At 53.1% G+C, this 23,146-nt stretch carries 14 protein-coding genes; 10 read left to right on the top strand and 4 right to left on the bottom strand.

Annotation, left to right across the window (positions count from 1 at the left end; all coding sequences use genetic code 11):
* Positions 1–135: 135 nt before the first annotated feature.
* Together A6X21_RS14845 and A6X21_RS14850 are read right to left on the bottom strand one after the other, a co-directional pair.
* Entirely contained in the window at positions 136–1,041 is a 906-nt protein-coding gene (locus tag A6X21_RS14845; protein ID WP_068849200.1) for an ATP-binding response regulator, read from the bottom strand.
* Between the two features lie 150 nt (positions 1,042–1,191).
* Entirely contained in the window at positions 1,192–1,872 is a 681-nt protein-coding gene (locus A6X21_RS14850; protein WP_013110585.1) for an ABC transporter ATP-binding protein, read from the bottom strand.
* Positions 1,873–2,187: 315 nt separating this feature from the next.
* Between A6X21_RS14850 and A6X21_RS14855 the strand changes: the two genes are divergently transcribed.
* Positions 2,188–4,464 carry an ATP-binding protein gene (locus A6X21_RS14855; RefSeq protein WP_068849202.1) on the top strand — a complete coding sequence of 759 codons (2,277 nt, stop codon included), beginning with the start codon at positions 2,188–2,190 and terminating at the stop codon, positions 4,462–4,464.
* A gap of 69 nt (positions 4,465–4,533) precedes the next feature.
* Here the strand turns inward: A6X21_RS14855 and A6X21_RS14860 are convergent, their stop codons facing one another.
* Positions 4,534–5,559 (bottom strand): hypothetical protein, encoded by a 1,026-nt coding sequence (locus tag A6X21_RS14860; protein ID WP_131818354.1) that lies wholly within the window; start codon positions 5,557–5,559, stop codon positions 4,534–4,536.
* Positions 5,560–5,858: 299 nt separating this feature from the next.
* Here A6X21_RS14860 and A6X21_RS14865 point away from each other — a divergent pair, with 299 nt between their 5' ends.
* The gene (locus tag A6X21_RS14865; protein WP_068849208.1) at positions 5,859–6,809 is read left to right on the top strand and encodes a universal stress protein; all 951 of its coding nucleotides are present in this window, start codon (positions 5,859–5,861) and stop codon (positions 6,807–6,809) included.
* Positions 6,810–6,925: 116 nt separating this feature from the next.
* Positions 6,926–10,870 carry a [protein-PII] uridylyltransferase family protein gene (locus tag A6X21_RS14870; RefSeq protein WP_068849210.1) on the top strand — a complete coding sequence of 1,315 codons (3,945 nt, stop codon included), beginning with the start codon at positions 6,926–6,928 and terminating at the stop codon, positions 10,868–10,870.
* A 6-nt stretch (positions 10,871–10,876) separates the two neighbouring features.
* Here the strand turns inward: A6X21_RS14870 and rdgB are convergent, their stop codons facing one another.
* A complete protein-coding gene (gene rdgB / locus A6X21_RS14875; protein ID WP_068849245.1) occupies positions 10,877–11,491 on the bottom strand; it encodes an RdgB/HAM1 family non-canonical purine NTP pyrophosphatase in 615 nt (204 codons plus the stop codon).
* Positions 11,492–11,721: 230 nt separating this feature from the next.
* Here rdgB and A6X21_RS14885 point away from each other — a divergent pair, with 230 nt between their 5' ends.
* The 7 genes from A6X21_RS14885 to A6X21_RS14915 all read left to right on the top strand — a co-directional run bounded on the left by A6X21_RS14885 (position 11,722) and on the right by A6X21_RS14915 (position 23,078).
* Positions 11,722–13,491, top strand: coding sequence for a permease (locus tag A6X21_RS14885; RefSeq protein WP_068849213.1), 1,770 nt, complete (start codon positions 11,722–11,724; stop codon positions 13,489–13,491).
* A 244-nt stretch (positions 13,492–13,735) separates the two neighbouring features.
* Complete coding sequence (locus A6X21_RS14890) at positions 13,736–14,611, top strand: fumarylacetoacetate hydrolase family protein (RefSeq protein WP_068849216.1); 876 nt, start codon at positions 13,736–13,738, stop codon at positions 14,609–14,611.
* Between the two features lie 78 nt (positions 14,612–14,689).
* On the top strand, positions 14,690–15,619 hold the full coding sequence (gene speE, locus A6X21_RS14895; RefSeq protein ID WP_068849217.1) for a polyamine aminopropyltransferase: 930 nt from the start codon (positions 14,690–14,692) through the stop codon (positions 15,617–15,619).
* 85 nt (positions 15,620–15,704) lie between these two features.
* The gene (locus A6X21_RS14900; protein WP_083233632.1) at positions 15,705–16,472 is read left to right on the top strand and encodes a pyridoxine 5'-phosphate synthase; all 768 of its coding nucleotides are present in this window, start codon (positions 15,705–15,707) and stop codon (positions 16,470–16,472) included.
* A gap of 334 nt (positions 16,473–16,806) precedes the next feature.
* A complete protein-coding gene (locus A6X21_RS14905; protein ID WP_131818355.1) occupies positions 16,807–18,339 on the top strand; it encodes an alginate export family protein in 1,533 nt (510 codons plus the stop codon).
* A 156-nt stretch (positions 18,340–18,495) separates the two neighbouring features.
* Positions 18,496–19,815: an ArnT family glycosyltransferase gene (locus A6X21_RS14910; RefSeq protein ID WP_068849224.1), complete on the top strand. Its 1,320-nt coding sequence runs from the start codon at positions 18,496–18,498 to the stop codon at positions 19,813–19,815.
* Positions 19,809–23,078 (top strand): translocation/assembly module TamB domain-containing protein, encoded by a 3,270-nt coding sequence (locus A6X21_RS14915; protein ID WP_068849226.1) that lies wholly within the window; start codon positions 19,809–19,811, stop codon positions 23,076–23,078. Before A6X21_RS14910 ends, A6X21_RS14915 begins: the two co-directional genes overlap by 7 nt.
* The last annotated feature ends 68 nt before the right edge of the window (positions 23,079–23,146 follow it).

Below are 23,146 nucleotides of genomic sequence, written 5' to 3' on the forward strand. Positions count from 1 at the left end.
CAGTGGAGACGACACCATTTCGCAAAGGGAGGTTCTGTGTTGGTTACCGAAATTCGGGAAACCTGTCTCTTCTGACAACCCGCCACTTCTTACGATCCGCCACTTCTGACATCTCGCCACAAGGGAACTCTGCAGCTAAGCCAGAGGCGTCTCCCGGGGGTAACGATGTTTGGTCAGCGTGACTTCGTTCCCTTTTTTGCTGTAAGTCACTTCATCCATAAAGGCCCGCATGAGGAGCACCCCTCGACCGCTGGGTCTTTCGAGGTACTCGGGGTCTGTCGGGTCAGGAAGTCCTGCAGGGTTAAATCCCGGGCCTTCATCATGAATCACAAATTGCGCCATTGTCGGCTGAATTCTCGATGAAATGTGAATGACTCGATCGCGCCAGGGGGATTCTTTGCGGCGCATTTCTGACATTTCATGGAAGGCATTGTGATCCTGCTCTTTGAGAGTCGAACTGACTTCCAGATTTCCATGGTAATAGGCATTGAGCAGGGCTTCTTCAAGGGCTGTGCCAATCCGTACCCGCTCGGTCGTATCGCATTCCCAGATATTGGCCAGCGATCTCTGGAGGTGATGAGAAAGGGACATGATGAGAGGCAGATCGTTGGGCAGTACAAACTGCTCGATCTGTTCGGTGAGTCTGCTGAACAGCGCGACTCGTGACCGATCTTCATCAGTGGCAGCGAGCACACGGGTGACGACACCCGTCAGTTCCTGAGCGAGGAGCCTTTTAGGAACGTAGCTGGCGGCCCCTTGCTGAAGAGCTTTAACAGCCAACTCTTCGCTTCCCTGGGCGGTCATCAGGATGACAGGAATCTGCGGGAATTCTTTGCGAACCTCTGTCACCACGTCGAGCCCGGTTTTGTCTGGCATTTGCATGTCAGTCAAAACCAGTTGTGGATGGAAGTGCCTCACCTTCTGGAGACCTTCTTCACCATCCGCAGCATACAGGACAGTCCAGTCCGATCGCCCGGCCAGAAGCTTGCCAGCCAGTCGCCGATCAATGGGAGAATCATCGATCACGAGGAGCGTTGTCATGGTCGTCTCTCGCGTGTCTGTTAAATAGGCAGTTGTCGAATTCGCACAATGAATTGTCGGCTGCGTCAGTTAAGGCCGGATGTTCTGCACACAGTCTGGCGAGAGTCTCCTGCGACTTTCAAGAGACAGTTTGTTTGCATGAAGAATTCATCATGACAAAGTCCCTGCGGGTGTCCCCAGTTTCCCATCCCGTATGCGGACAATGAAATCATCCTCGTGGACATATTCCTGCTCGTGCGTGACGACCACCACTGTGGTTTTCAACTCCTGGCTGCAGTTGCGCAGTAATGCCAGAATCTGCTGACTGTTCACCGAATCGAGTTCGCCAGTGGGTTCGTCGGCCAGAATCAGTTTTGGCTTTTTGAGCAAAGCCCGGGCAATGGCGACACGTTGCTGCTCGCCGCCGGAAAGTTGACTGGGGCGATGATCAAGTCGATCCTTCAAACCGACTCTTTCCAGCAGTTCGATGGCTTCCTGACGCTGCTGGGTCGAGGCACCGCGGGCTAAGTAAGGGACAAGAACGTTATCCACCGCATTGAGATTGGCCAGCAGATTGAAGCTTTGAAAGATAAAACCGACGTCATTTCGTCGGTAGGCGTCTTTTTCGGTAGCTGTCATCTTTTTCAGCGACTGACCATTGACGAAAATTTCTCCCGTCGTCGGTTCATCCAGGCAACCGATGAGGTACAGCAATGTGCTTTTGCCACTGCCAGAAGGTCCCAGAATGAAACTGAAGGCACCGGCGGGAATCTGGCAGGTCACTTCGCGAAGTGCGTAGACCTGCGTTTGTCCTCGAACATGAATCTTGGTGACCTGCTGGACTTCGATCATCAATCTACTTTCAACTGACCTGGCGAAAGTCATCATTCTTTGAGTCAACGTGCAATTCGCTGAAGTTGCACCTCAGGGAAGAATAGCAGAGTTCCGGCCAATCTGCGAAACGCCAGCGAGTTTCGTCATGAAAACGGGGAACTTAGTCGGGGCAGCCTATGGGAAGAACTCCAGAAAGGTGGCAACTTCACTCGAATTTCACAATAACTATTCAGGCTGACCGATCAGAATGATGCGATTGAAAATGACTGAAACTGGCCTCGAATTTTCCTTAACCCGTGGCAATCAGCCTGCATTCATCGCCGGGAGCACGCCATGAGTTCTCCATCGATTTCCAGTGTTCGGCTTCCCTTGTGGGCACTGGAGAGCAATCCTTCGGTCTTTGGGCGACTGCATGAATGTCTATTGAATCTCAAGCCGGGTGCCCAGGTTTCTTCACTGCCACTGGACGACTGGCAAGTCACTTCGCAGACGCTGACCAGCGAAGTGGTCGAACTCTTCGAGAAGACACCTGAATGTATTGGCATCATGGTGATTGAAGACCAGGAACTGGTGGGAGTTATTTCTCGAAGTCAGTTGCTCACGTTACTGAGCCGACCTTTCGGGCTCGATTTGTACTTGAAACGACCAGTCCGTCAGATGATTGATTCCATCGATGTGGTGCAGGCTGTGCATCCTGGCAACCTGCCGATTCCGCAGGCCGCTCAAATCGCTTTGAACCGTCCCTGGCCGCACAGCTACGAACCGTTGGTCATACAGATTTCACCCAGTCAGTATCGATTACTCGATTTTCATACGTTACTGCTCGCTCAATCGCGGCTACTCGAACTGGCCAACAACGAAGTCCGGCGACAAATGGAAGTGGCCGATCGTGCGAATCGTGCCAAAAGTGATTTTCTGGCCCATATGAGTCATGAAATCCGCACACCGCTGACGGCGATTCTGGGATTTGCTGAGTCCATCCAGAAAGAAGAGGTTTCAGCGGCGGAACATCGCAGTGCTGTCGATACGATTTTACGCAATGGCGAGCACCTGTTGAGTTTGATCAACGACACGCTCGATCTTTCAAAAATCGAGGCCGGGAGACTGACGATCGAACAACTGGAATGTCGTCCGCTGTTGATTGCAGCGGAAGTCCTGCAGTTGTTTCGCAGTCGCTTGAAATCCCAGCGTGTGCAACTGGAATTGAAAGGCGAGGGACAACTCCCGGAAGTGATCGTGAGTGATCCCACACGGCTGCGGCAGATCCTGATGAATCTGGTCGGAAATGCCGTGAAATTCACAGAATCCGGGATGGTTCGCATCGTCGCCAGAGTGCGCAAGCCACCGTCACTTCCTGTGAAAAGTGGCTCAGAGAAATCGGCGAATCATGGACATGAAAAATTGCCTTCTCGACTGGTACTGGAGGTTCAAGACAGCGGGATTGGGATGACAGAGGCACAATTGGAAAGACTGTTTACGCCGTTTACGCAGGCAGAGACATCGACGGTGCGCCGGTTTGGAGGGACTGGGCTCGGGTTGTCAATCAGTCGGCAATTGGCCCGATTGCTGGAAGGGGATCTCACGGTACGCAGTGAGTTCGGCAAAGGAAGTGTCTTTACGCTGGAACTCCCGCTCGTTGGATCCAACGAAGAGAATTGGCTGCCGCTGGAGCAGTTGGAAAAATCGCATCAACTTTCCGGTCGATATCCAGCGCCCAAAGAACGTCAATTGCCACGTTGCCGGATCCTGCTGGCAGAAGATGGGCCCGATAATCGATTGCTACTGAGTTCCTGGCTGGGGCGATTGGGCGTGGATTTACAGATGGTGAGCAATGGCCGAGAGGCCATTGAAGCTGTGCAGGGAAGTTTGCAGGTCAACCGGCCATTTGACTTGATTTTAATGGATATGCAGATGCCGGAACTGGATGGTTTAGAGGCGACGCGTGAATTACGAAAGCGAGGTTGGTCAGGGCCGATCATTGCGTTGACGGCAAATGTCATGGCCAGTGATCGTCAGCAGGCACTGACTGCGGGTTGTACTGATTTTGCCACAAAGCCGATACATCGCGAGCAACTTTTCAGCCAGATCGAACAGGCTTTGATGCAGAATCTGAAAGCGACGCAAAGTTCGTCGGTTGCAGTTTCCGGAGTTACTCTGCCAGCCGATTTGACAAGTCCGGAAACATCACATTCATCAGGAAACAAACGAGATTCTGTTCAGCCGGAAGTTCAAGCTCCCACTTCGAGGAATGACCTTTGGCTGGATCGTGAAGCTGGCCTTGAAAGAGTCGCTTACGATGAAGAACTTCTGGATGAGTTGCTGGTGCTGACGCTGGAGAATCTTCCGGGATGGCGGCGGGATCTTTGTCTCGCTGTCGAAGCAATGGATTTACGCGCGATTAAGCGAATTGCGCATACGTTGCGAAATACCGGGAGTAATATTGGCTGCGAGAAATTGCAGCAGGCGGCTGGAGTACTGGAAACTCGGATTGCGAGAAACGAAGCTTTGGAAGCGATTCGCAAAGAATGTGCTCAGTTAGATGCCGTGGCGGCTGGATTGTCGCAGCATCTCTCACAAAAGTTTCATCCCCAAAGTCGAGCCCAGCGATAGGCGAAGGTCTCTTTGAGTGAGAACCAGAAGGCTGATTGTGAGAACCAGAAAACTGAGGAATCGTAAGCACTACTCTTCCAGCTTGAGAAGTTCTGGAGGAGTCTGGGGTGGAACCAGCTTTTCGAGTGTCTTTCCTGACATTCTCAGCAAGGTACCGGGGCCTAGAGCATCCACCGCTTCTCGATTTAACTCCGATTGATACGCCACGACTGCCCCCGCCGACGCGTCAAACGTCAGTTCTCCAGTCACAAGGAAGGGCGTGAGCCGGGAAACGATTTCTGGCTCAGAGGGTGGAACTGCCGGCTCGACGACAAAGCCAATCTGCACCAGTTTCTGATTGTTGGGAGTCACTGAAATCGAAGTGACCTGGAATTTACGGGCGAGTAGAACGGTTCGCGGCTGGTTATCCGCACCTGGAACTTCGACTTGAAATGTTTCCTGCCAGGTACTCCCTCTCTGGACGGGACTTGCCGGAAACGAGGGCAGGACATCATGCCGGGGAGTGGGCCCGCCGGCAGGATTGGCAACGGGCGTCCCGTCGGGCTGTAGAGCGACGGCTTTAATGATTCGACCATCAGGTGCCAGTGTGATGCGAGAAGTCGTCTTTCCGATGCTCTCAGCAGCCATGCGGAAGGGGAGCGGGACCGGATCGGTCTGGCTGCTGTCGTAATCGAGTTGGCCACCGCCGGGAAGAGTCGCCTTGATGAGAATTCGCTTGACGCTGGACTCGATCGTGGCGAGGCCTTGCGGATCGACCGAGACGATTTTCAGTTCCTTGATCGAACTCGACTGATTCGTCGAATCCTGTTCGGCATTCTGCACCTTGGTGGTCGCCACCATCTGCGATGCGACCAAATAGTTCAAAGACTGTCCCGGTTGAAACTTGTACTTCAGGAGAGCTGATTCCTCCTGAGCGAGCAGCAAAGTCGGAAAGAGCACCCAGATAAAAAAACTCAGGCTGCGAAAAAAACTTAGGCTGCGAAAAGGACTCAGGCTGCGAAAAGGAGTCAAACTGCTCTGGAGCATGCATCGCCTGAGAAGCTGCCGTGGAATTGGTGCGGCGATCATTTTCAAACGGGATGATCGAGTTTTCATCAGGGGAGATCCGTTCCCAAGGACAAGACCGTTTTGTAGCGATGATTTTTTGAAGCTTCAGGAGCTGTTAATACCAAGAGTTCAGTTTAATCCTAACAGCAACTTGATTGTGGACAAAGGCCACTCTGTTGCAGTCCGTCGTGGTAATACTCATGCTCAGGAAGTTAGACTGAATGAGAGGTAATCCGATTCCGATTCGTCCTGTCGATTGAGCAGGCCGATCCGCGAAGTTCAGCATTCCTGGTGAAATCATCTGAGTTGATCGACTGGTTGCACCACACAGCAGAAAGTAGCAAACAATGCACACCATCTCCCGAATTGTCGTTGGTGTTGATCTGCATGAAGGAGATCGTCTGGTTGGTGATGAACTTCCTGCACCCACCCAGGCCGCAATTTCGCAAAGTCTGGAATTTGCAGCCAATCGAGGTGCAGAACTCATTTATTGTGCCTGCCTCGATCTCTCGCCACAGGCTGAAGAATTAATCCATGCAGACGTCACCAACATTTATACCACTGTGGAAGATTTCGCCAATCAGGCTCTCACTCGGCTGGTTGAAGCAGCCACGGCTCGAGGTGTGAAGGCTCAATACCAGTTGCGTATGGGAGGGTCATCGCGTGAGTTGACACTGCTGGTTCAGGAAGTGAAGGCCGATCTGCTGGTGGTCGGTGCCCGCAATCGATCCGTCCTGTCGCATACATTGTTTGGCAGTACTTCGACCAAACTTCTGCAGATCTGCCCGTGCCCGGTGTGGGTCGTCAAGCCCGAAGAACTGCGCGAAATCCGCGAGATTGCCGTGTGTACTGATCTCTCTGAGGATTCTTTGCGGGCTTTGCATGCGGCCATCGCTTTTGCCCATCATCTCGATGCGCGGTTGTTCATCCTGCACTCCATCGAATTTCCTCTGGCCACTTATCTTCGCAGTGCAGGGAGCGATGAAGCCGCCGTGGATGCTTATCACCAGCAGGTGAGAACGGCTTCCCACAATACGATTCATGCGCATCTGCATCAGACGGATTGGCGAACTTTAAACCATGGTGTGCGCGTGGAGCTGTTGGAGGGGAGCCCTTTGGCCACGATTCCAAGGTTTGTTGAAGAGCACGGTATCGACCTGACTGTCTTCACGACACATGGGCGGACTGGATTCAAACAATTCATTATGGGCAGTACAGCCCAAAGTCTATTGCCACATTTAAAATCATCAGTTTTAGCACTCAAGCCGACGGATTTCGTCAGCCCTGTCGAGCTGTAATGGCCACTTGAGGGTTAATCTCCCTGCGTGAGAAAAGATCGGTTTTGAATGCGTCAACAGGTTGCCCGCAAGATGGCCCGCTGAGATCCGCAGAGGCTTTCTGGAAAGAGATCGACATGCAACCCACATGGCGGGAACTGATTGAATCTCTGCGAGATCCTGATCAGTCTGCACGAATTGAAGAATTCCTGGCCAGGCTGGAGTTTGAAAATCCGTCTCAAGCGAGGCAAAGGCTTACTCAATTGCTGCTGGGGGGAAGTCGTTCTCTCTATCAGGGAGCTGAGCGTTCCACGGCGTCTGGAGCCAATCCCGCCGCTGGAACCATTCCTGCGGCTGGAGCAAGTAAAGCCCGGGCCGATGCAGGCAGGGCTGGTTCCCAGCCGGGCTCTGTGACTCCAGATCAGGTCATGGAACGGTCGCAGTTGATCCATCTGGGGCGGAATCGCCAGACCAGCGAGATCGTGCGGATGGCGACGCTGGAGCAGTTGATTGCCATTGTTTCTTCATTACCACACCCCGATCAGTCGATACTGAACTTCGAGCGGTACATTCAAAAATACCCGGATCCGGATCATCTCTATTCCTATCTGGCGGCGCACCCCAGAGCTGTCGAGATCCTGTTGAAGCTGTTCGTCGGCAGCCAGTATCTGACTGGGATTCTATTAAGGCGGCCTGCACTGCTGGAGCAACTGACACATCATCATCGACTGGCCGATCTGCGAAGTCGGCAGGAGTTTTTTGAAGGTGCTGTCGAGGCAGTAAGTGCTTTGCAGCCGGGGGCTGATCCGGCGAATGCCGTGCGGCGATTTCGACATAGTGAAATGTTGCGCATCGGCGCTTGCGATACGTTTGGATTGATGGACTTTCGCGGAGTTGTCAATCAGCTTTCACTGCTGGCGGATGCTGTCGTCGAGTGTGGTTTGCGCTTGGCTGCCGGAAATCTTTATGCTTCGGTCAGTGGTTTTACAGTCCTTGCGCTCGGAAAGCTGGGTGGTGAAGAACTGAACTACAGTTCGGATATCGACCTGGTCTTTCTGCATCGTGGAAATACGGATGACTTGCTGGTGGCTCAGCGCCTGGTGCGATTTCTGAACGATGCGAGCGATGAAGGCTTTTTGTATCGAGTCGATACGCGTTTAAGACCCTGGGGGCGTTCGGGGAATCTGGTTTCGACTCCAGAAGCTTATCTGACGTATCTGTCCCGCCATGCTGCCATCTGGGAAAAGCAGGCATTGATCAAGGCCCGAGTCATTGCGGGTGACTTTGCCCTCGGTGAAGAGTTTCTGGGATTGATAGAAAATGTCATTCATGGTGCTCCCGAATCGGCAGTGCGAGCCAGCATTCGAGAATCAAAACAGAAGATCGAGCAGGGCCTGGTTCGGCGCGGTCGGCAATGGGGAGAAGTGAAATCGGGTATGGGCTCGATTCGAGATATTGAGTTCATTGTGCAGTACCTGCAGATGACTCGTGGATTGACCCATCCGCATATTCGTTCGAGGAATACACTCGATTCACTGGTCAGGCTGGCCGATCAGGGGTTTCTGCAGGCTGATGAATATCGGCAGTTGACAGTGGGGTATGTCTTCCTGAGAACCATCGAGCATGCCATTCAGTTAATGCACAATAAGCAAGACCACGCACTTCCAGAGAACGAGCGGGAGCTGTCTTATCTGGCGCGAAGGCTCGATTTTCCTGATGCGGCGACGTTTATCCGTCACTATGAGGATCATAGCCGCGAGATTCGACGAATCTATGAGAAATATCTGCTGACAGAGTCTGTTGAGCCGATTGAGATTCAGCCCTTGCGGACCTCAAGTGTCGAGACATTTGGTCTTGTCAGTTACGAAAAGGCTTTCTCGAAAGAAGAGCGTCAGAAGCATCGGGATTGGCTGCAGGAGCTGACAATCGAGCAATCGGTGCGGGTCGATGCCAACTCGATGCCAGATGGTGCTTACCGGGTGACAGTTCTGGGAGTGGATGAGCCCGGTGACCTGTCCATGATCTGCGGGCTGTTATTTGTGTACGGCTTTGACATCTGCAGTGGTGACGTATTCACCGATTGTCATCCCTCCGAAATCCTCTCGCGTTATGCCCAGTCTCTGCGAACGAATAAGCGAGTCACCAGGGAAGCTCATCAACAACAGCTCCGGGATTTTGTCGATGTCTTTCACGCCAAACCTTTGATTGACGCGGTCGTTCCGGAATTGTGGCAGCGCTATGAAGATGATCTGCGGACTCTCAAACATGTCGCGAGAACCAAAGGCCATGCGGAGGCTCAAGGTTTACTGGCGAAGCGAGTCGCGGCGGCTCTGCGAGGGAATGAATCGTCAGGTTCCCGGCTGTTACCAGTAGAAATTTCTGTCCAGGATGCCCGTGAGCGGCAGGCGACACTTCTGTGCCTGAAAGCCGATGACTCGATTGGCTTTCTGTACGAATTCACGAATGCTCTGGCGATCTGTGGTGTCGCAATCGAACAGATGTCGATCCGCAATGAAGGACATCGTGTTCAGGATACGCTTCTAATTACCGATGCCAGGCGAGGTGGCCGGATTCAGGATGATCGGCATGTGGAAGAACTGAAAGCGGCCATAGCGCTCATTCAGCAATTCACGCACCTGTTGCCGAAGGCTCCGAATCCAGAGGCGGCGCTGGTGCATTTTCGCCAGTTCTTGCAGGAACTTTTTCTGCAGGAGGCGTGGTGGGAACAGCTTTCGTCGCTGGAACGGCCGGAAGTGCTCGATGCACTGGCCAAACTCCTGGGTATCAGTGATTTTCTATGGCAGGACTTTCTCCGTTTGCAGCATTCGAATCTGTTCCCTGTCCTGGCAGATGTCGAGGGGCTACAGGTTGCCAAAACGAAAGAGCAACTGGCAGAGGAATTGAGGCAGGAGATCTTTCAGGGAGCCGATCTTTCCCGCTGGCAATTGCGGTTGAATTCCTTCAAGGATCGCGAAATGTTCCGCATCGATATGCGGCATATTCTCGGGCACATCGGCCCGTTCGGTCACTTTTCGAATGAGTTGACAGATCTTGCGGAAGTGGTCGTTTCGCGTGCGTTTGAAATGTCATTGCGGGAACTGACATGGCGGCATGGCTCGCCACTTTTGCATGCAGGAACCCCGTGTCGCTGGACAGTGCTGGCGTTAGGGAAATGTGGGGGCAAAGAGATGGGCTTTGCCTCAGATATTGAGCTCATGCTGGTGTATGAAGGTGAGGGAAAAACGGATGGGCCTCGCCCGATTGCCACGAGTGAATTCTTTCATCGCCTCGTGGAACTGTTTTCTCAATCGATCTTCGCCCGGCAGGAAGGGATCTTTCGGATTGATTTGCGATTAAGGCCTTATGGCAAGGCTGGCAATCTGGCGGTCTCGAAAGAGGCATTCATCAGCTACTTCGGGTTCGGTGGCCCCGCCTGGCCTTATGAACGTCAGGCGCTGGTGAAGCTGCGTCATGTGGCAGGAGACCAGGAACTCGGGAAAACGCTGGAAGCATTTCGTGATCAGGTGTTGTACTCGGGTCAGAAATTTGACTTTGCGGCCATGCGGGCGTTACGGGAAAGGCAGGTGAGGCAGCTTTCGAACAGTGATGGCTTTAATGCCAAGCTGAGCCCCGGTGGTCTTGTGGACTGTGAATACCTCGTTCAGGCCCTGCAATTGACGTGGGGCTCGACCCATCCCGAATTGCGGACGACGAACACCCGCGAAGCTCTCAGAATGATGCGGGATCTGGAGCTTTTACCATTTGATGATGCTGAAAAACTTAAAGCCGCTTATCGCTTTCATCGGGCATTAATCGATGCTTTGCGCATGGTGCGAGGCGATGCGCGCGATTTGACAGTGCCGCCTGCCAGCAGCGAGGAGTTCGAGTTTCTGGCCAGGCGGCTGGGTTATCACGACCGGGAAGCTGAACTGGCGAGTGAAATGGAAAAGCATATTCAAGTTGTGACGGAACTGGTGCGTCGGTGGACTGATCCGCATCTGGACTCTCATCCGGCTGTTGAGATGGCCAGTGTGCCGGGCGCTGTTCTTGAAGAGGGGACACACGGATCGCTTGGGTTGTAACACTGCTCAGGGGGTTTGTAGCACAGCGATCATCAGTGGAATGAACTGTTCAAAGGCTCGCGCTCTGTGGCTGATGTGTCTTTTGACAGCCGGGGCGAGTTGCCCGAATGTCAGGTGATACTCAGGGACAAGAAAGAGTGGATCGTAGCCAAAACCATGGTTGCCGCTGGGCTGAATCAGAATTTTTCCCCAGCAGCGTCCTTCCACCCGGACACGAATCTGGCCCTGGGGATCACTCAAAACAGCATGGCAGACGTAGTAAGCGGCTCGATCATCTCCTTGGAGAGATGACATTTCAGCGAGCAGCTTCGTGTTGTTTTGCTGATCATTCGAGGGCTCACCGGCATAGCGTGCTGAATAAATACCCGGGGCATGGCCCAGGGCCGGTACGCACAGTCCACTGTCTTCAGCAATTGTCCAACGATGGAGTTGTCTGGCGACCGTTGTCGCTTTGAGATCGGCATTCTCGGCAAAAGTGCTGCCTGTCTCTTCGACATCCTGGATCGATTCAAATTCAGAAACACCTTGAACCTGAATCCCCCACGGGGCGAGCAGTTCCATGACTTCGCCGATTTTCTTGCGATTACGGCTGCTCAGAACGACAGGTTCAGCAAGGTGCATCTGAAAGAATTCTTTATTCATGTGGATTAAAAAGGAGTGAAGGGCCGGTTGAACCCATCGAGAGTCGAGTGTTGCTTGTTTTGGCCCGGTGACTTCTCGATGGAACTGCGAAGCATTCCGTTATAGAACGATGGAAAATCTGTTGCCACTCTTCGCTCATCACGAGAAGGTCGGCGACAGGCTCTGACCAGCCATGAAAGTTCATTCGTCGTGCAATCATCAGGTGATCCATGCAACAACAGCGTGATCTGGCACCTTCCCCAAGTGGTGGCTCGGTCCTTTCAGCAGAACCATTTCGCTGGTTTGTACCACGCGATCTGGACGGTTTTTTTGGATTGTTCGTCGATAATCTCGTCCAGTTGATTCTGATTGTGACGTTATGCGGCGCCATGTGCGGCATGAGCGGTGAAGCGGCTTTTCTGCTCTACCAGAGAATTCTGCCCGGGGTGGCAGTCAGTTTGCTGGTCGGAAATCTGTTTTATGCGTGGCAAGCCCGGCAACTGGCCAGACGAACCGGCCGCCATGATGTGACGGCTTTACCCTATGGAATCAACACTCCTTCATTGCTGGTTTATGTCTTCTTTGTGATGTTGCCCGCGTATGAGGCAGCCACAGCAAAAGGCGCCAGTTCTGTCGCCGCGGCCGAACAGGCGTGGCGAGTGGGATTGGTGGCTTGCCTGGGCTCTGGCCTGATTGAGTTTTGCGGGGCATTTGTGGCGGAATCTGTGCGGAGAAGAACGCCCCGGGCAGCATTGTTATCCACGCTTGCGGGGATCGCGATTGGCTTCATCTCCATGAGCTTCACGCTGCAACTCATACAGAAACCACTGATCGCGATGCTGCCTCTGGCCATTGTGCTGGTGACCTACTTTTCGCGAGTCTCGTTTCCGTGGCGGCTTCCGGGCGGTTTTGTTTCGTTACTGGCCGGGGTGTTGCTGGCGTGGGGACTGACATTTTTGCATCAGGTCTGGGCTGATGGACCAGTCTGGATAGCGCGTCATGCCTTGAATTCGAGTGCCGTTGGTGAATCGTGGCAAGTGATAGGATTTGCGCCACCACAGTTGTGGCTTGGTGATTTGTGGCAGGTGGTGGCTGATCCGGGGCAGTGGCTGGGACTGCTCTCTGTGATTGTCCCGATGGGGTTATTTAATCTGTTAGGAAGCTTGCAGAACATTGAATCGGCAGAGGCTGCGGGCGATGCATACGACACAAAATCGTCTCTGTCGATGAATGGGCTGGGGACTTTGGCTGCGGCAGCATTTGGCAGTTGTTTTCCGACAACCATTTACATTGGTCATCCCGGCTGGAAAGGCCTAGGCGCCAGGGCCGGATACTCGATCATCAATGGAGTGGTGATCACGATCCTCTGTGTAACAGGGACTGTGGCTCTCATTCAATCGTTAGTACCCATTGAAGCGGGTGTGCCGATTGTGCTCTGGATTGGCGTGGTCATTACTGCGCAGGCCTTTGTGGCTTGTCCGCCCGCACATGCACCAGCCGTGGCTATCGGGCTGTTTCCCGCGATTGCAGCGTGGGGAATGACAGTCGTTCAGGGGGCATTTCTCGTGGCTGGCGGAGTCACAATGCAGTCGCTGCTCAGTAAAGATTTCTCGCAACAGGTCAATGGTTTTCTGCTGCATGGTCTGATCTCCATGGAGCGGGGGTACATTTTTACCTGCGTCATTCTCGCAACCATTGCGGTAGAACTGATTGAGCGAAGGTTTCTGCGGGCGGCCTGCTGGTCGTCAATTGGGGCGATTTTTGCGGGAGCAGGTTTAACGCACAGCTACCAGCTTTCAGGGAATCTGGTCGATTTTTTGTTTGCAGGAAGTCGCGCACCGGAAGGATCCATGCTTTATCATGCCACAGACGTGGCGATCGGTTATGGATTGATGGCGATCGTGTTTCTGCTCTTTGCCTTTCGCAAGGTTGAAAGCGTGTCGGAATCTGTTCCCGTTTTGACGGAGAGTGATGCCCATCGAACTATGGAGTTTCATTAAATGGCTAGCCGATCCGGATGCAGACTTCTGATCGCAATCAAAACGAAATCCACTCACTTCGGTTCTCCACCCGGGTGCAGTTCTCTGTCCGGGTGCAGTGAAGAGTGAAAAATCCCAGGGGAAACGGAATCTCTTGAAGCGGATCTCTGTCAGGACTGCCTGCATTTTCCCGCGATAGTCCTTGAATGAAAAAATGTATGAGCCCAATCGGGCAGCCTGTAGAACTCAATAGAAAGTGCTCACTATGTATCTCGGCAAAGTTCAACTGGTCGATGGGGAAGTTCGTGTCGCTCTGGGGGAAGAGGGAACCTGGAAACTGTTGGATTTGTTGCAGGTCGATCATGTCCGCAGTTTGGCAGATATCCTGCATGCTCCCGATCCGTTGGGGTTGGCGCGATATCTGGTGGATGGGTCATTAAGCCCTGTCCCAGTGGAAGAACTCAAATTCCTGGCCCCCGTTGACAGGCAGGAAGTCTGGGCAGCGGGTGTGACCTACCGGCGCAGTCAGGTCGCCCGTATGGAAGAGTCCGAGGCGGGTGCTTCGCATTACGACAAAGTCTACACAGCCCCCCGACCTGAGATTTTCTTTAAAGCCACACCCGCTCGAGTTTCGGGGCCTGGCCAGGCCTTAAGAGTTCGTTCAGATAGCCAATGGTCAGTTCCTGAACCCGAACTGGCTCTGGTGATTTCACCCGAAGGCAAACTGGTGGGCTACACCGTGGGCAATGATATGTCGGCACGGGATATCGAAGGTGAAAATCCTCTCTATCTGCCACAGGCAAAAGTCTACAACCAATGCTGCGGGCTGGGCCCGTGGGTACGACTGGCGAGCAGCCCTATAACACTCGAGGGGAACGCAGTTCGACTCAAGATCCGCCGCGGTGGGCAGGTTGTCAGTCAGGATGAAACTCATCTGGGGATGCTCAAGCGATCTTTCAGCGAACTGATTCACTGGCTGACATTTGAGAACGACGTTCCGCAGGGGGCGTTTCTGCTGACAGGGACCGGGATTGTTCCCGACAATAACTTCTCTCTCGAACAGGGAGATGAAGTCTCGATCGAGATTGAAGGTATCGGGACGTTAACCAACCCCATCGTGAAGGCTGCTGCTCAAGCCTGATGTGAGATGTCTGCCCGTTGTGACAGATCTGAGGCCCAGGGGTGGGCACGCCGGCCCTGTGTGAGTTGGGATTGGTTTATGGATACCAGTGTCTGGATTGCCGAACGTTTGTCTCCGGTTGATATTTATCAGCATGGAGTTTCACAAATGCTGATGCACAAGCAGACGGCCTTCCAGGAAATGTCGATCGTCATCAGTGAGAGTTACGGCAAAGCTCTGGTACTGGATGGGAAGTGGCAGACCTGTACGGGGGATGAGTTCATTTATCATGAACTGATTGCGCATCTCCCGTGTGTTCTTCATGGAGCACCCAGAAAAGTGCTGATTGCCGGTGGAGCTGATGGAGGTGCTGCGCGGGAAGTTCTCAAGTGGAAGACAGTCGAAGAGGTGGTCATTGCCGATCTGGATGGCGAAGTGATTGATGCCTGCCGGGAGATGTTGCCAGAGATTCATCAGGGATCGCTGAATGATGCCCGTGTGAAGATTCAGGTCGCCGATGCCTTCGATCTGATCGAAGCGAGTTCGAGTGAGTATGATGTCATCATCGCTGACTTAACCGATCCCATCGAAGAAGGCCCTGCTTATCCGCTATTCACCCGCGAGTTTTTTGAGGCATGTCGGGCAGCACTCACACCCGATGGGGTCTTGATCAATCAGGCGGGTTCAATGGCTCCTCCGTGGGTCAAATTGCTGGCCAGAGTCACTAAAACGATGGAATCGGCTTTTGGGTATGCGGTGGCTGCTGCTGCTCCGGTGCCAACCTATGGATCTTTGTGGGGATTGACGATCGCCCGAACAAAGCCGATTGAAACAGGATTGTCACCTGCCAAAATCGATGAACTGGTGCAGGAGCATGTACAAGGTTCGTTGCGGATGTTCGATGGATCGGCCTTTGTGGCGGCTTTGCAGACACCGCGGTATGTCCGGCAGGCCATCGATCATGAACAGACGGTATATACGCTGGAAAATCCTCCCGCATTGAGTGCCGAAGGTGATCGTCGAGAATAATTCAGGCAGGCTGCCAGTCACTGCCGCAGAGTTCCTGCTGTCAGATTTTTACCACAGAGACTTCAATCAAGTCTGAGGAATTTCCATGGTTGAAAAGACAAAACTGAGCGTGAATGTCAACAAGGTGGCTTTGCTCAGAAACTCTCGACATCTGGGGATTCCTTCCGTATTACGGGCCGCTTCGCTCTGTATTGCTGCTGGAGCCGAAGGGATTACTGTGCATCCCAGGCCAGATGAGCGGCATATTCGCCGGAGCGATGTTCGTGAGCTTTCGGCTTTGATTCGACAGCACCACCCGCACATTGAATTGAATATCGAAGGGAATCCTCTGGCGGACGGTTTTCTCGATCTGGTGTTCGAAGTGGTGCCAGATCAATGCACGATGGTTCCTGATTCGCCGGAACAATCGACGAGTGACCATGGTTGGAATGTGCTCGCTGAACGTGAAAAGCTGGTCCCTGTGTTGGAAAAGCTCAGGACAGCCGGGATTCGTTCGAGTCTGTTTCTGGATCCGGATGTGACTCAAGTCGCGGCGGCCAAAGAGGTCGGCGTTGATCGCATCGAGTTATACACAGAGCCTTACGCTTCCAGTTACGGAAAAGAAAACGCGGCCGAGATTCTTGCGCAGTATGTGGCGACAGCGAAAATGGCTATGGAACATGGATTAGGGGTGAATGCGGGGCACGACTTGAATCTGGAGAATCTTGGAAAGTTTCTCAGAGAGGTTCCTGCTGTGCTGGAAGTCTCGATCGGGCATGCATTGATTGCGGATGCTCTCGAATTGGGATATGCCACGACCGTGGCTGCGTATCAGAAGGTCATTCGGGAAGAATCGGTCAAAACTGCGGGTTGATCCAGCGAGAACTCTCAGACCATCCTATGTCGCGTGCCGAATCTGGTATTGAGAGACATAAACGACTCTTGCCCGGGAAATGAGCCCGTCGAAACATTCAATGAGTGGAATCTTTTGAATTCCCAAGTGAATGTGAGCCGTCGTGTCGCTGCCATCAAGGTTCTTCTGGGCATTCCGGTTCCCGTCTGCGGCAGACTTAGTAGCGACAGTTTTGATCACTGTCGTGGCGTGCTGTGGGTCGGGATCTTGTGACGCTGCGCCTTGTCAGAATGTGGCGAAACAAACAGCCTCACCAGATCTGGATGACACTCCGCAGGATGAAGAATCTCGTTTCGTGACGGAAGTTTTTGAACCGTCATCAAGTGGTGAGTTCTCTCTGCAGAGTTCAGAGATCTTCCCGGCAGCCCGTTCAACACAAATGCCAACTCCAGTGGCACCTCCAGTCTCTGCTATCATCCCTGCCCAGAAAAAACCATTGGCTTTTCCTCCACCTCAGGTGGTAAACGAACCTGGGCCCTGGAAGACATTGTTCTACGAGAATGATTTTTCCATCCTCCAGCAGCCAGAACACGCATGGTTGCCAGGTGAGCATTTAAAGAATCGAGAGGGAAGTTTCCTTGGGGAAGATTGGCGAGTTTCAGCCGGTGGTGAAATTCGCTTTCGTTATCTGCAGGAAAAAAACCGCATTCGGCGCGGGCCAGCCACAGCCGAGGATTACACATTGATCCGCTGGCGAAACTATGTTGATGTCCATTACAGCGATTGGGTTCGAGTTTATGCTGAAATACTGGACGGTTCGGTATATGGCGATCAGGCTGCCCGCCAGGGAATTGATGAAAATCGCTGGGATCTGACGAACGCGTTTGTCGATTTCGTACTTTTTGCTGATGACGAAACATCCTCGGTCTTCAGGTATGGCCGACAGGAGATGTTGTTCGGAAGGCAACGGCTTGTCTCGCCTCTCGATTGGTCGAACTCCCGCAGGACATTTCAAGGGTTTCGATATCTGCACAAGGAAGGCGACTGGAAACTCGATTTGTTCACAGTGAATCCAGTCAGTGCGTCCTCAGGCTTTAATGATCCTGATATTGCCGGGACGAACTTCGATCAGCCGAACTACAATGTCTATTTCAGCGGAGCTTACGCAACGTACACAGGGATCGAAAACACGGTTTTTGAAGCTTACTGGATGTGGATGCATAACAGTGAACCTCGTGTGGGTTACGCCGATGGCAGTCGTCATCTGGTGGGAACACGGGCAGCCCATCTCATCCCGATCTCGGATGGGATCGCCTACGATGATCGAATCTGGGATCTCGAAATCGAAGGGGGTTATCAGTTTGGGACAGACATCGGAGATCGGGTTTCGGCAGGATTTGCCACCACTGTGATCGGTCACACCTGGAAACGTCGACCGTGGCAGCCGCGCCTATCGGGATTGTTCTACTGGAGTTCGGGCGACATCGATCCCAATGACGGCTTTGACAATACGTTCTACACGTACTTTCCTTTAGGACATGCCTACTGGGCACTCTCGGACAACGTCTCCGGTCAGAACCTGATTGACTATTCTCTCCAACTGGATGTGAAACCCACGACCAAAATGACGGCAGCCACGGCCGTTCACTGGATGCAACTCGCCAGCGGACAGGATACTGGTTATCAGGTCAATCAGGTTCCCTTCGGTACGGCAGGGAATGGTACTGGCCTTGGATCGGCTCTTGATATCTACGGTGTGTACAACTTCAAGCCATGGTGGGATCTGCAGGCGGGCTACTCGTGGTACTGGTTCGGCAAATATGTCGAGCGGACAATTCCCCGAGGTGACTGCACCCAGTTTTATATCCAGACTTCGCTGCGATATTGATGTCGTAATTTGGCAAAGCTGTTGATCAACGCGCAGAAATCGCCAGAAGCCTGCTTACTTATGTCTCGCAGTATTCCTATGTTGCCTGTTGTGAATTGACCGAAAGTGACGATTTGAGATAGCGTCCTTTGAGAATGCATTTCAAGGACGAATGACTTGAATCGGGCAGAATGGAAGCAACTGCTGCTGGTGTTGCTGGTCGGCGGAGTGATCCGTCTTGGTCTGGCTCTGGGTGTCGAATGGGTGTTAAGCAGCCAGCCCGATCGCTTTTTTCTAGTGCCTGGAGATGCCGAGGGATATTGGGATCTGGCCGGAGATCTGCTGACTGGTGCCGACTACGAAGTTTATGGGCGGTATGTGCTGCGGATGCCGGGTTTTCCCGCAATTTTGGCTGTGGCCAGATGGTTGGGACATGATCAGCGCCTGGTCGTGCGACTGGTGCTGATTGCCGTGTCACTGGCTGGTATTGGCGGCGTTTATCAACTGGGACGCGTGCTCTACAGCCACGCTGTGGGAATTTTGGCAGCCACGTTTGTGGCGATATCACCCATTCTCGCGGGATTTGGCGTATTGATTCTCAGTGAAGGGGTCTTTGCCACGGCTTTGGTGTGGGCGCTGGTTGCAATGGCCTGTTGGTTGAAAGCCCTGGAGCTTCCCGGCTGGAGCGGGGCCATTTTCATGGGGGCCATGATCTCGGGTCTTTTTTCGACAGCAGCAATTCTGATGCGACCGACATGGTTGGCCTGTGCCGGCTTGATCCCAGCCGCTCTTGTGGTCTGTGCGATCATTTCGGCTCGTGAACACCGCCGGCAATTGCTACTGAAAAGTGGACTTTCAGCCGTCGTGATGGGGGGGACAATTCTGCTCCTGCTCTTGCCCTGGGCCCTGCGAAATCAATCCGTTTCGGGAAAGTTCACCTTCACCACACTCTGGGTGGGTGCCAGTCTTTACGATGGCTTGCATGCAGGGGCTACGGGTGACAGTGACATGACGTTCTTCGAGACTGATGGAGTGGCCAATCGACTTCAAGAACGCGAAGTTGACGAAGAGTATCGTCGTCGGGCATGGGCATTTGTTGCTCAACATCCCTGGCGAACGGTTGAACTCGCGATTATCAAGCAGATTCGCTACTGGAATCTCGTGCCGAATTACCCGGAATTTCGGCGTTGGTGGATCCTGATTCCTGTGGGTCTCTCGACTGCCTGGCTTTATGCAGGGATCTGTTTTGAGTTGATGCGAACTCCCAGGCATTGGCGGGCGCTCTTGTTTTGTGGCATGCCAGTGCTTGTCTTTGCCGGGATTCATCTTCTGTTTGTGGGCTCGATGCGTTACCGCCTGCCCGCCGAATTTCCGCTGGCCGTTATCGCAGCCAGTGGGTGGATCGCGGTCTGGAATCATTACTTTGGTAACAAACCAGACAATCAACCCGATTGTGCTCCATTAGCGAAGAGCTGGCAGGAGGAAACTCCATGCTGAGAACGTTTCGCTGGATATTCGGGATTGTCGTTCTTTTGGGAATCGCCGGAGCTGGAGGGGCGGGGGCTCTTTACTTTCGCAGTGATGCCATGCTGCGAGAAGAGGCTTTGCGTCAATTTGCCAGGGCATGCCCTGATTCGATCATTACTCTGGATGGTGCCCGATTTGATTTCAGCGGACGAATTCGTCTGTTTAATCTTCAGATTACGCCTGAAGGTCAGGAATTACCGCTCGTCGTGATTCCGGAATTGATCGTTTCTTTAGATCGTGAGCAGCTTTCTCAACACCAACTGATTGTCATTGAGCAGTTGCGGCTCATCCAGCCTCATATCCACCTTAAACGTGGTGCAGATGGCCACTGGAATGTCGAAAGCCTGGCCTTGGCCCGGCAATCGGCCATGGCGATGCCCGAAATCTTTATTGAGAGCGGACGTTGCCAGATTGAACTTGAGTCACAGATACACCCAGCTTCTGCGCAAGTTGCCCATGAACTTCATTCGGTGGTGGGGGAGGCGAATTCGAAGGCGATATCACTCACCATCGATGACATGGCGTGGTCATGCTTCCCGGTATCGGCCAAGCAGGTTTCAATTCGAGGTGAAGCCAGGGTTGGCGACATCGGACGATTGAACATCGATAATGCCACCATCTCAACAGAGGAACGTTTCTGGTCAGTGCATGGCACCTGGCAGGGACTGAGATTCACGAATTCGATCTGGAGTTTTGCGTCACATTTTGATTCGGCGATCGATCAGCAATGGAAGCGAATCTGGAGTCAGCTCATTCAGGGACTGGATGCTCCCGAGGCATTTTCTGAGTTACCAGAGATCCCACCAGTCCAATTGCATGCCAATTTAGCATTCAAGGCTCTGCAAAAATCTGCAGATGTTCTTCCTGAGTATGAAGTCCAGGCTCAGATTGTGAATGGTGGAGTTGCTCATGCGGCGTTCCCCATGGCGTTGACCGGTCTCAAGGGCAACTGTGTCGTTACTCATGAAGAGGCCAGACTCGAAAACTTAACAGCCGCGACAGGCTTTACCCAATGGATGGCGCGAGGTGACCATCAGTGGAAAAGCGGCCGCACGAGCATTTATTCAGCCGTTGAAGAACTCGAACTTTCCGACGGTTTACGCCAGAGACTGCCTCCGGCTGTCCGCAAATGGGCGGAAGAATTGCGGCTGACAGGATTGTTCCGGGCGGAATGCCATATCGAGCATGAGGCGGGGAGCCCGTGGCTGCCGAGGATGATTATTCATGGCCGGGAATGTGCCTTTCGATATGCGAAGTTTCCTTACCCTGTGACTGAAGTGAGTGGGCAGATCCAGGTTCAAGGGCGGCAACTGGAAGTCGATGCTCGTGGGATGGCGGGTGGAGTTCCCGTAATTTTCCGGGGGATTGCGATCAATCCTGGACCCATGGCCGATGCCGCCATCGAAATTCGTACTCGAGGCGTGATCATCGATGAAACACTCAAAAGCAGTTGCCCGCCTGCGATTGCCGACACGCTGCGATTGCTGCAGATGGAAGGAAAGTCGGACATTGTCGCACGAATCATCCGGCCACCAGGCCTAGGAAGTAAATGGGAGACTCAACTGGCGGCCAAGGTGTTTGACGGACGCCTGAAATGTAAGCCATTCCCTTATGAAATGCAGAATGTCAGCGGTGTCGTGACCTGGCTGAATAATCGGCTCGAAATGAAAGATGTGCGGGCGACTCATGGGCAGACCGCACTTGAAGGACGAGGTGTTTTTCAGCGGCAACCCGAGCAGGATCGTCTCGATCTGTTTGTTAATGTCCATCAGGGAAGTTTTGATCAATCACTGTTCGATGCCTTGCCAGCCCATCTGCAAAAGACATGGCTGGAGATTAATCCGCGAGGAAGTTTCGATTCGAACATCGAACTGGCGTGGTCACCGGGAATGGAAGTCGATGTCGTGATCCCCAGCCTGCGCCTGACAGGTTGTGATCTCGCATTGAAGCAGTTTCCTTATGCAATTACTGATGTGCAGGGAGAGCTGAACTATCAGCAGGGGGATCTCAATATTCTCCGCTTGAGTGGTCGGCATGATGACACCACCATCCGGCTGAAGGGCTTTGGTGAGTTTCATGCAGGGAGATCGCGGGTCGTTTTCGAGGAGTTTTTTGCAGACGATGTGCTGGTCACGACAGCGTTTCGTCGTGCTGTTCCCGCTTCATTGAAACCCACCTTAGATGCACTGAATCCTGCGGGGGCTTTCTCGGTCAATGGACAGATCGAATTTTTGCAGGAACGCCAGGATCAGGCGGCTCTGGATGTGGCCTGGCGGTTGGAATTCGTATTGCCAGGGAACGAATTGACTGCCGGCCTGAAGCTGGAGAAAGTTTCCGGGAAAGTGCAGTGCGATGGTTCAACATCTGCGAAAGGGACTGAACTCAAAGGCTCGATCGATTTTGATCTCGTCCGCGTGATGGGTTACCAGGTTGGCGTGGTTCGCGGCCCCTTTCGGTTGTCGAATGGTGAACTCTCGATTGGGGCCCGGGAGATGATCACGGGGAATCAAGGTGAGTTGCCACCCAGACGCATCCCGCTGGAAGAAAGACTCAGTGGGAAAACATGCGACGGGATTGTCACACTCGATGCGATTGTCTGGCTGGATCAGGCAGTTCCTGCATGGCAACTCAAATCGACGATCTCGCGGGCCAGTCTGGAACGATACGCGCAGATGTATTTGAACGGCCAGTCGAATCTGCGGGGAACGATGAATGGCTGGATGGATTTGAAGGGCAGGGCGGGCGATACACAGACGATTATTGGTGCCGGTCAATTACAGATCAGCCCGGCAGCGATCTACGAGTTACCAATCTTTGTGCAGATTTTCCGTTCACTGCAACTGGATGGTAATGCGTCGAAAGCGGCCTTTGATTATGTCGATTTGAACTTCCGCGTTTCCGATGAACGATTCAATTTCAGCAGTATCGACCTGGTAGGGAGTGCGATCAGTCTCAGGGGGCGTGGCTCGATCCGTTTCGATGGTGGAATCGTCCTCGATTTTTATTCGATGCTGGCGAGAAATCAGGTACGCATTCCTGTGATTCATGAAGTGGTCGGTGCACTCAGTCGTGGCTGGGTCGGGGTCGAAGTTCGAGGAAATGTCGGCAGCCCCGTTTCCCGCATGAAACCAGTGCCAGAACTGGATGATGCCTTGAAACAGTTTCTGAGTGCCTTTAATCCTGCGAGCAACGTTCGGCCACCACCTTTACAAACCTTCCAGCCGATCCCCTGACATACAGGGCTGTGTGCCATGCTTGCAGCTCTGGGCAAGCAGGCTCTGTAACCATCAATTCACTCTGA

The sequence above is a fragment of the Planctopirus hydrillae genome (genome assembly GCF_001707835.1).
Taxonomy (GTDB): domain Bacteria; phylum Planctomycetota; class Planctomycetia; order Planctomycetales; family Planctomycetaceae; genus Planctopirus; species Planctopirus hydrillae.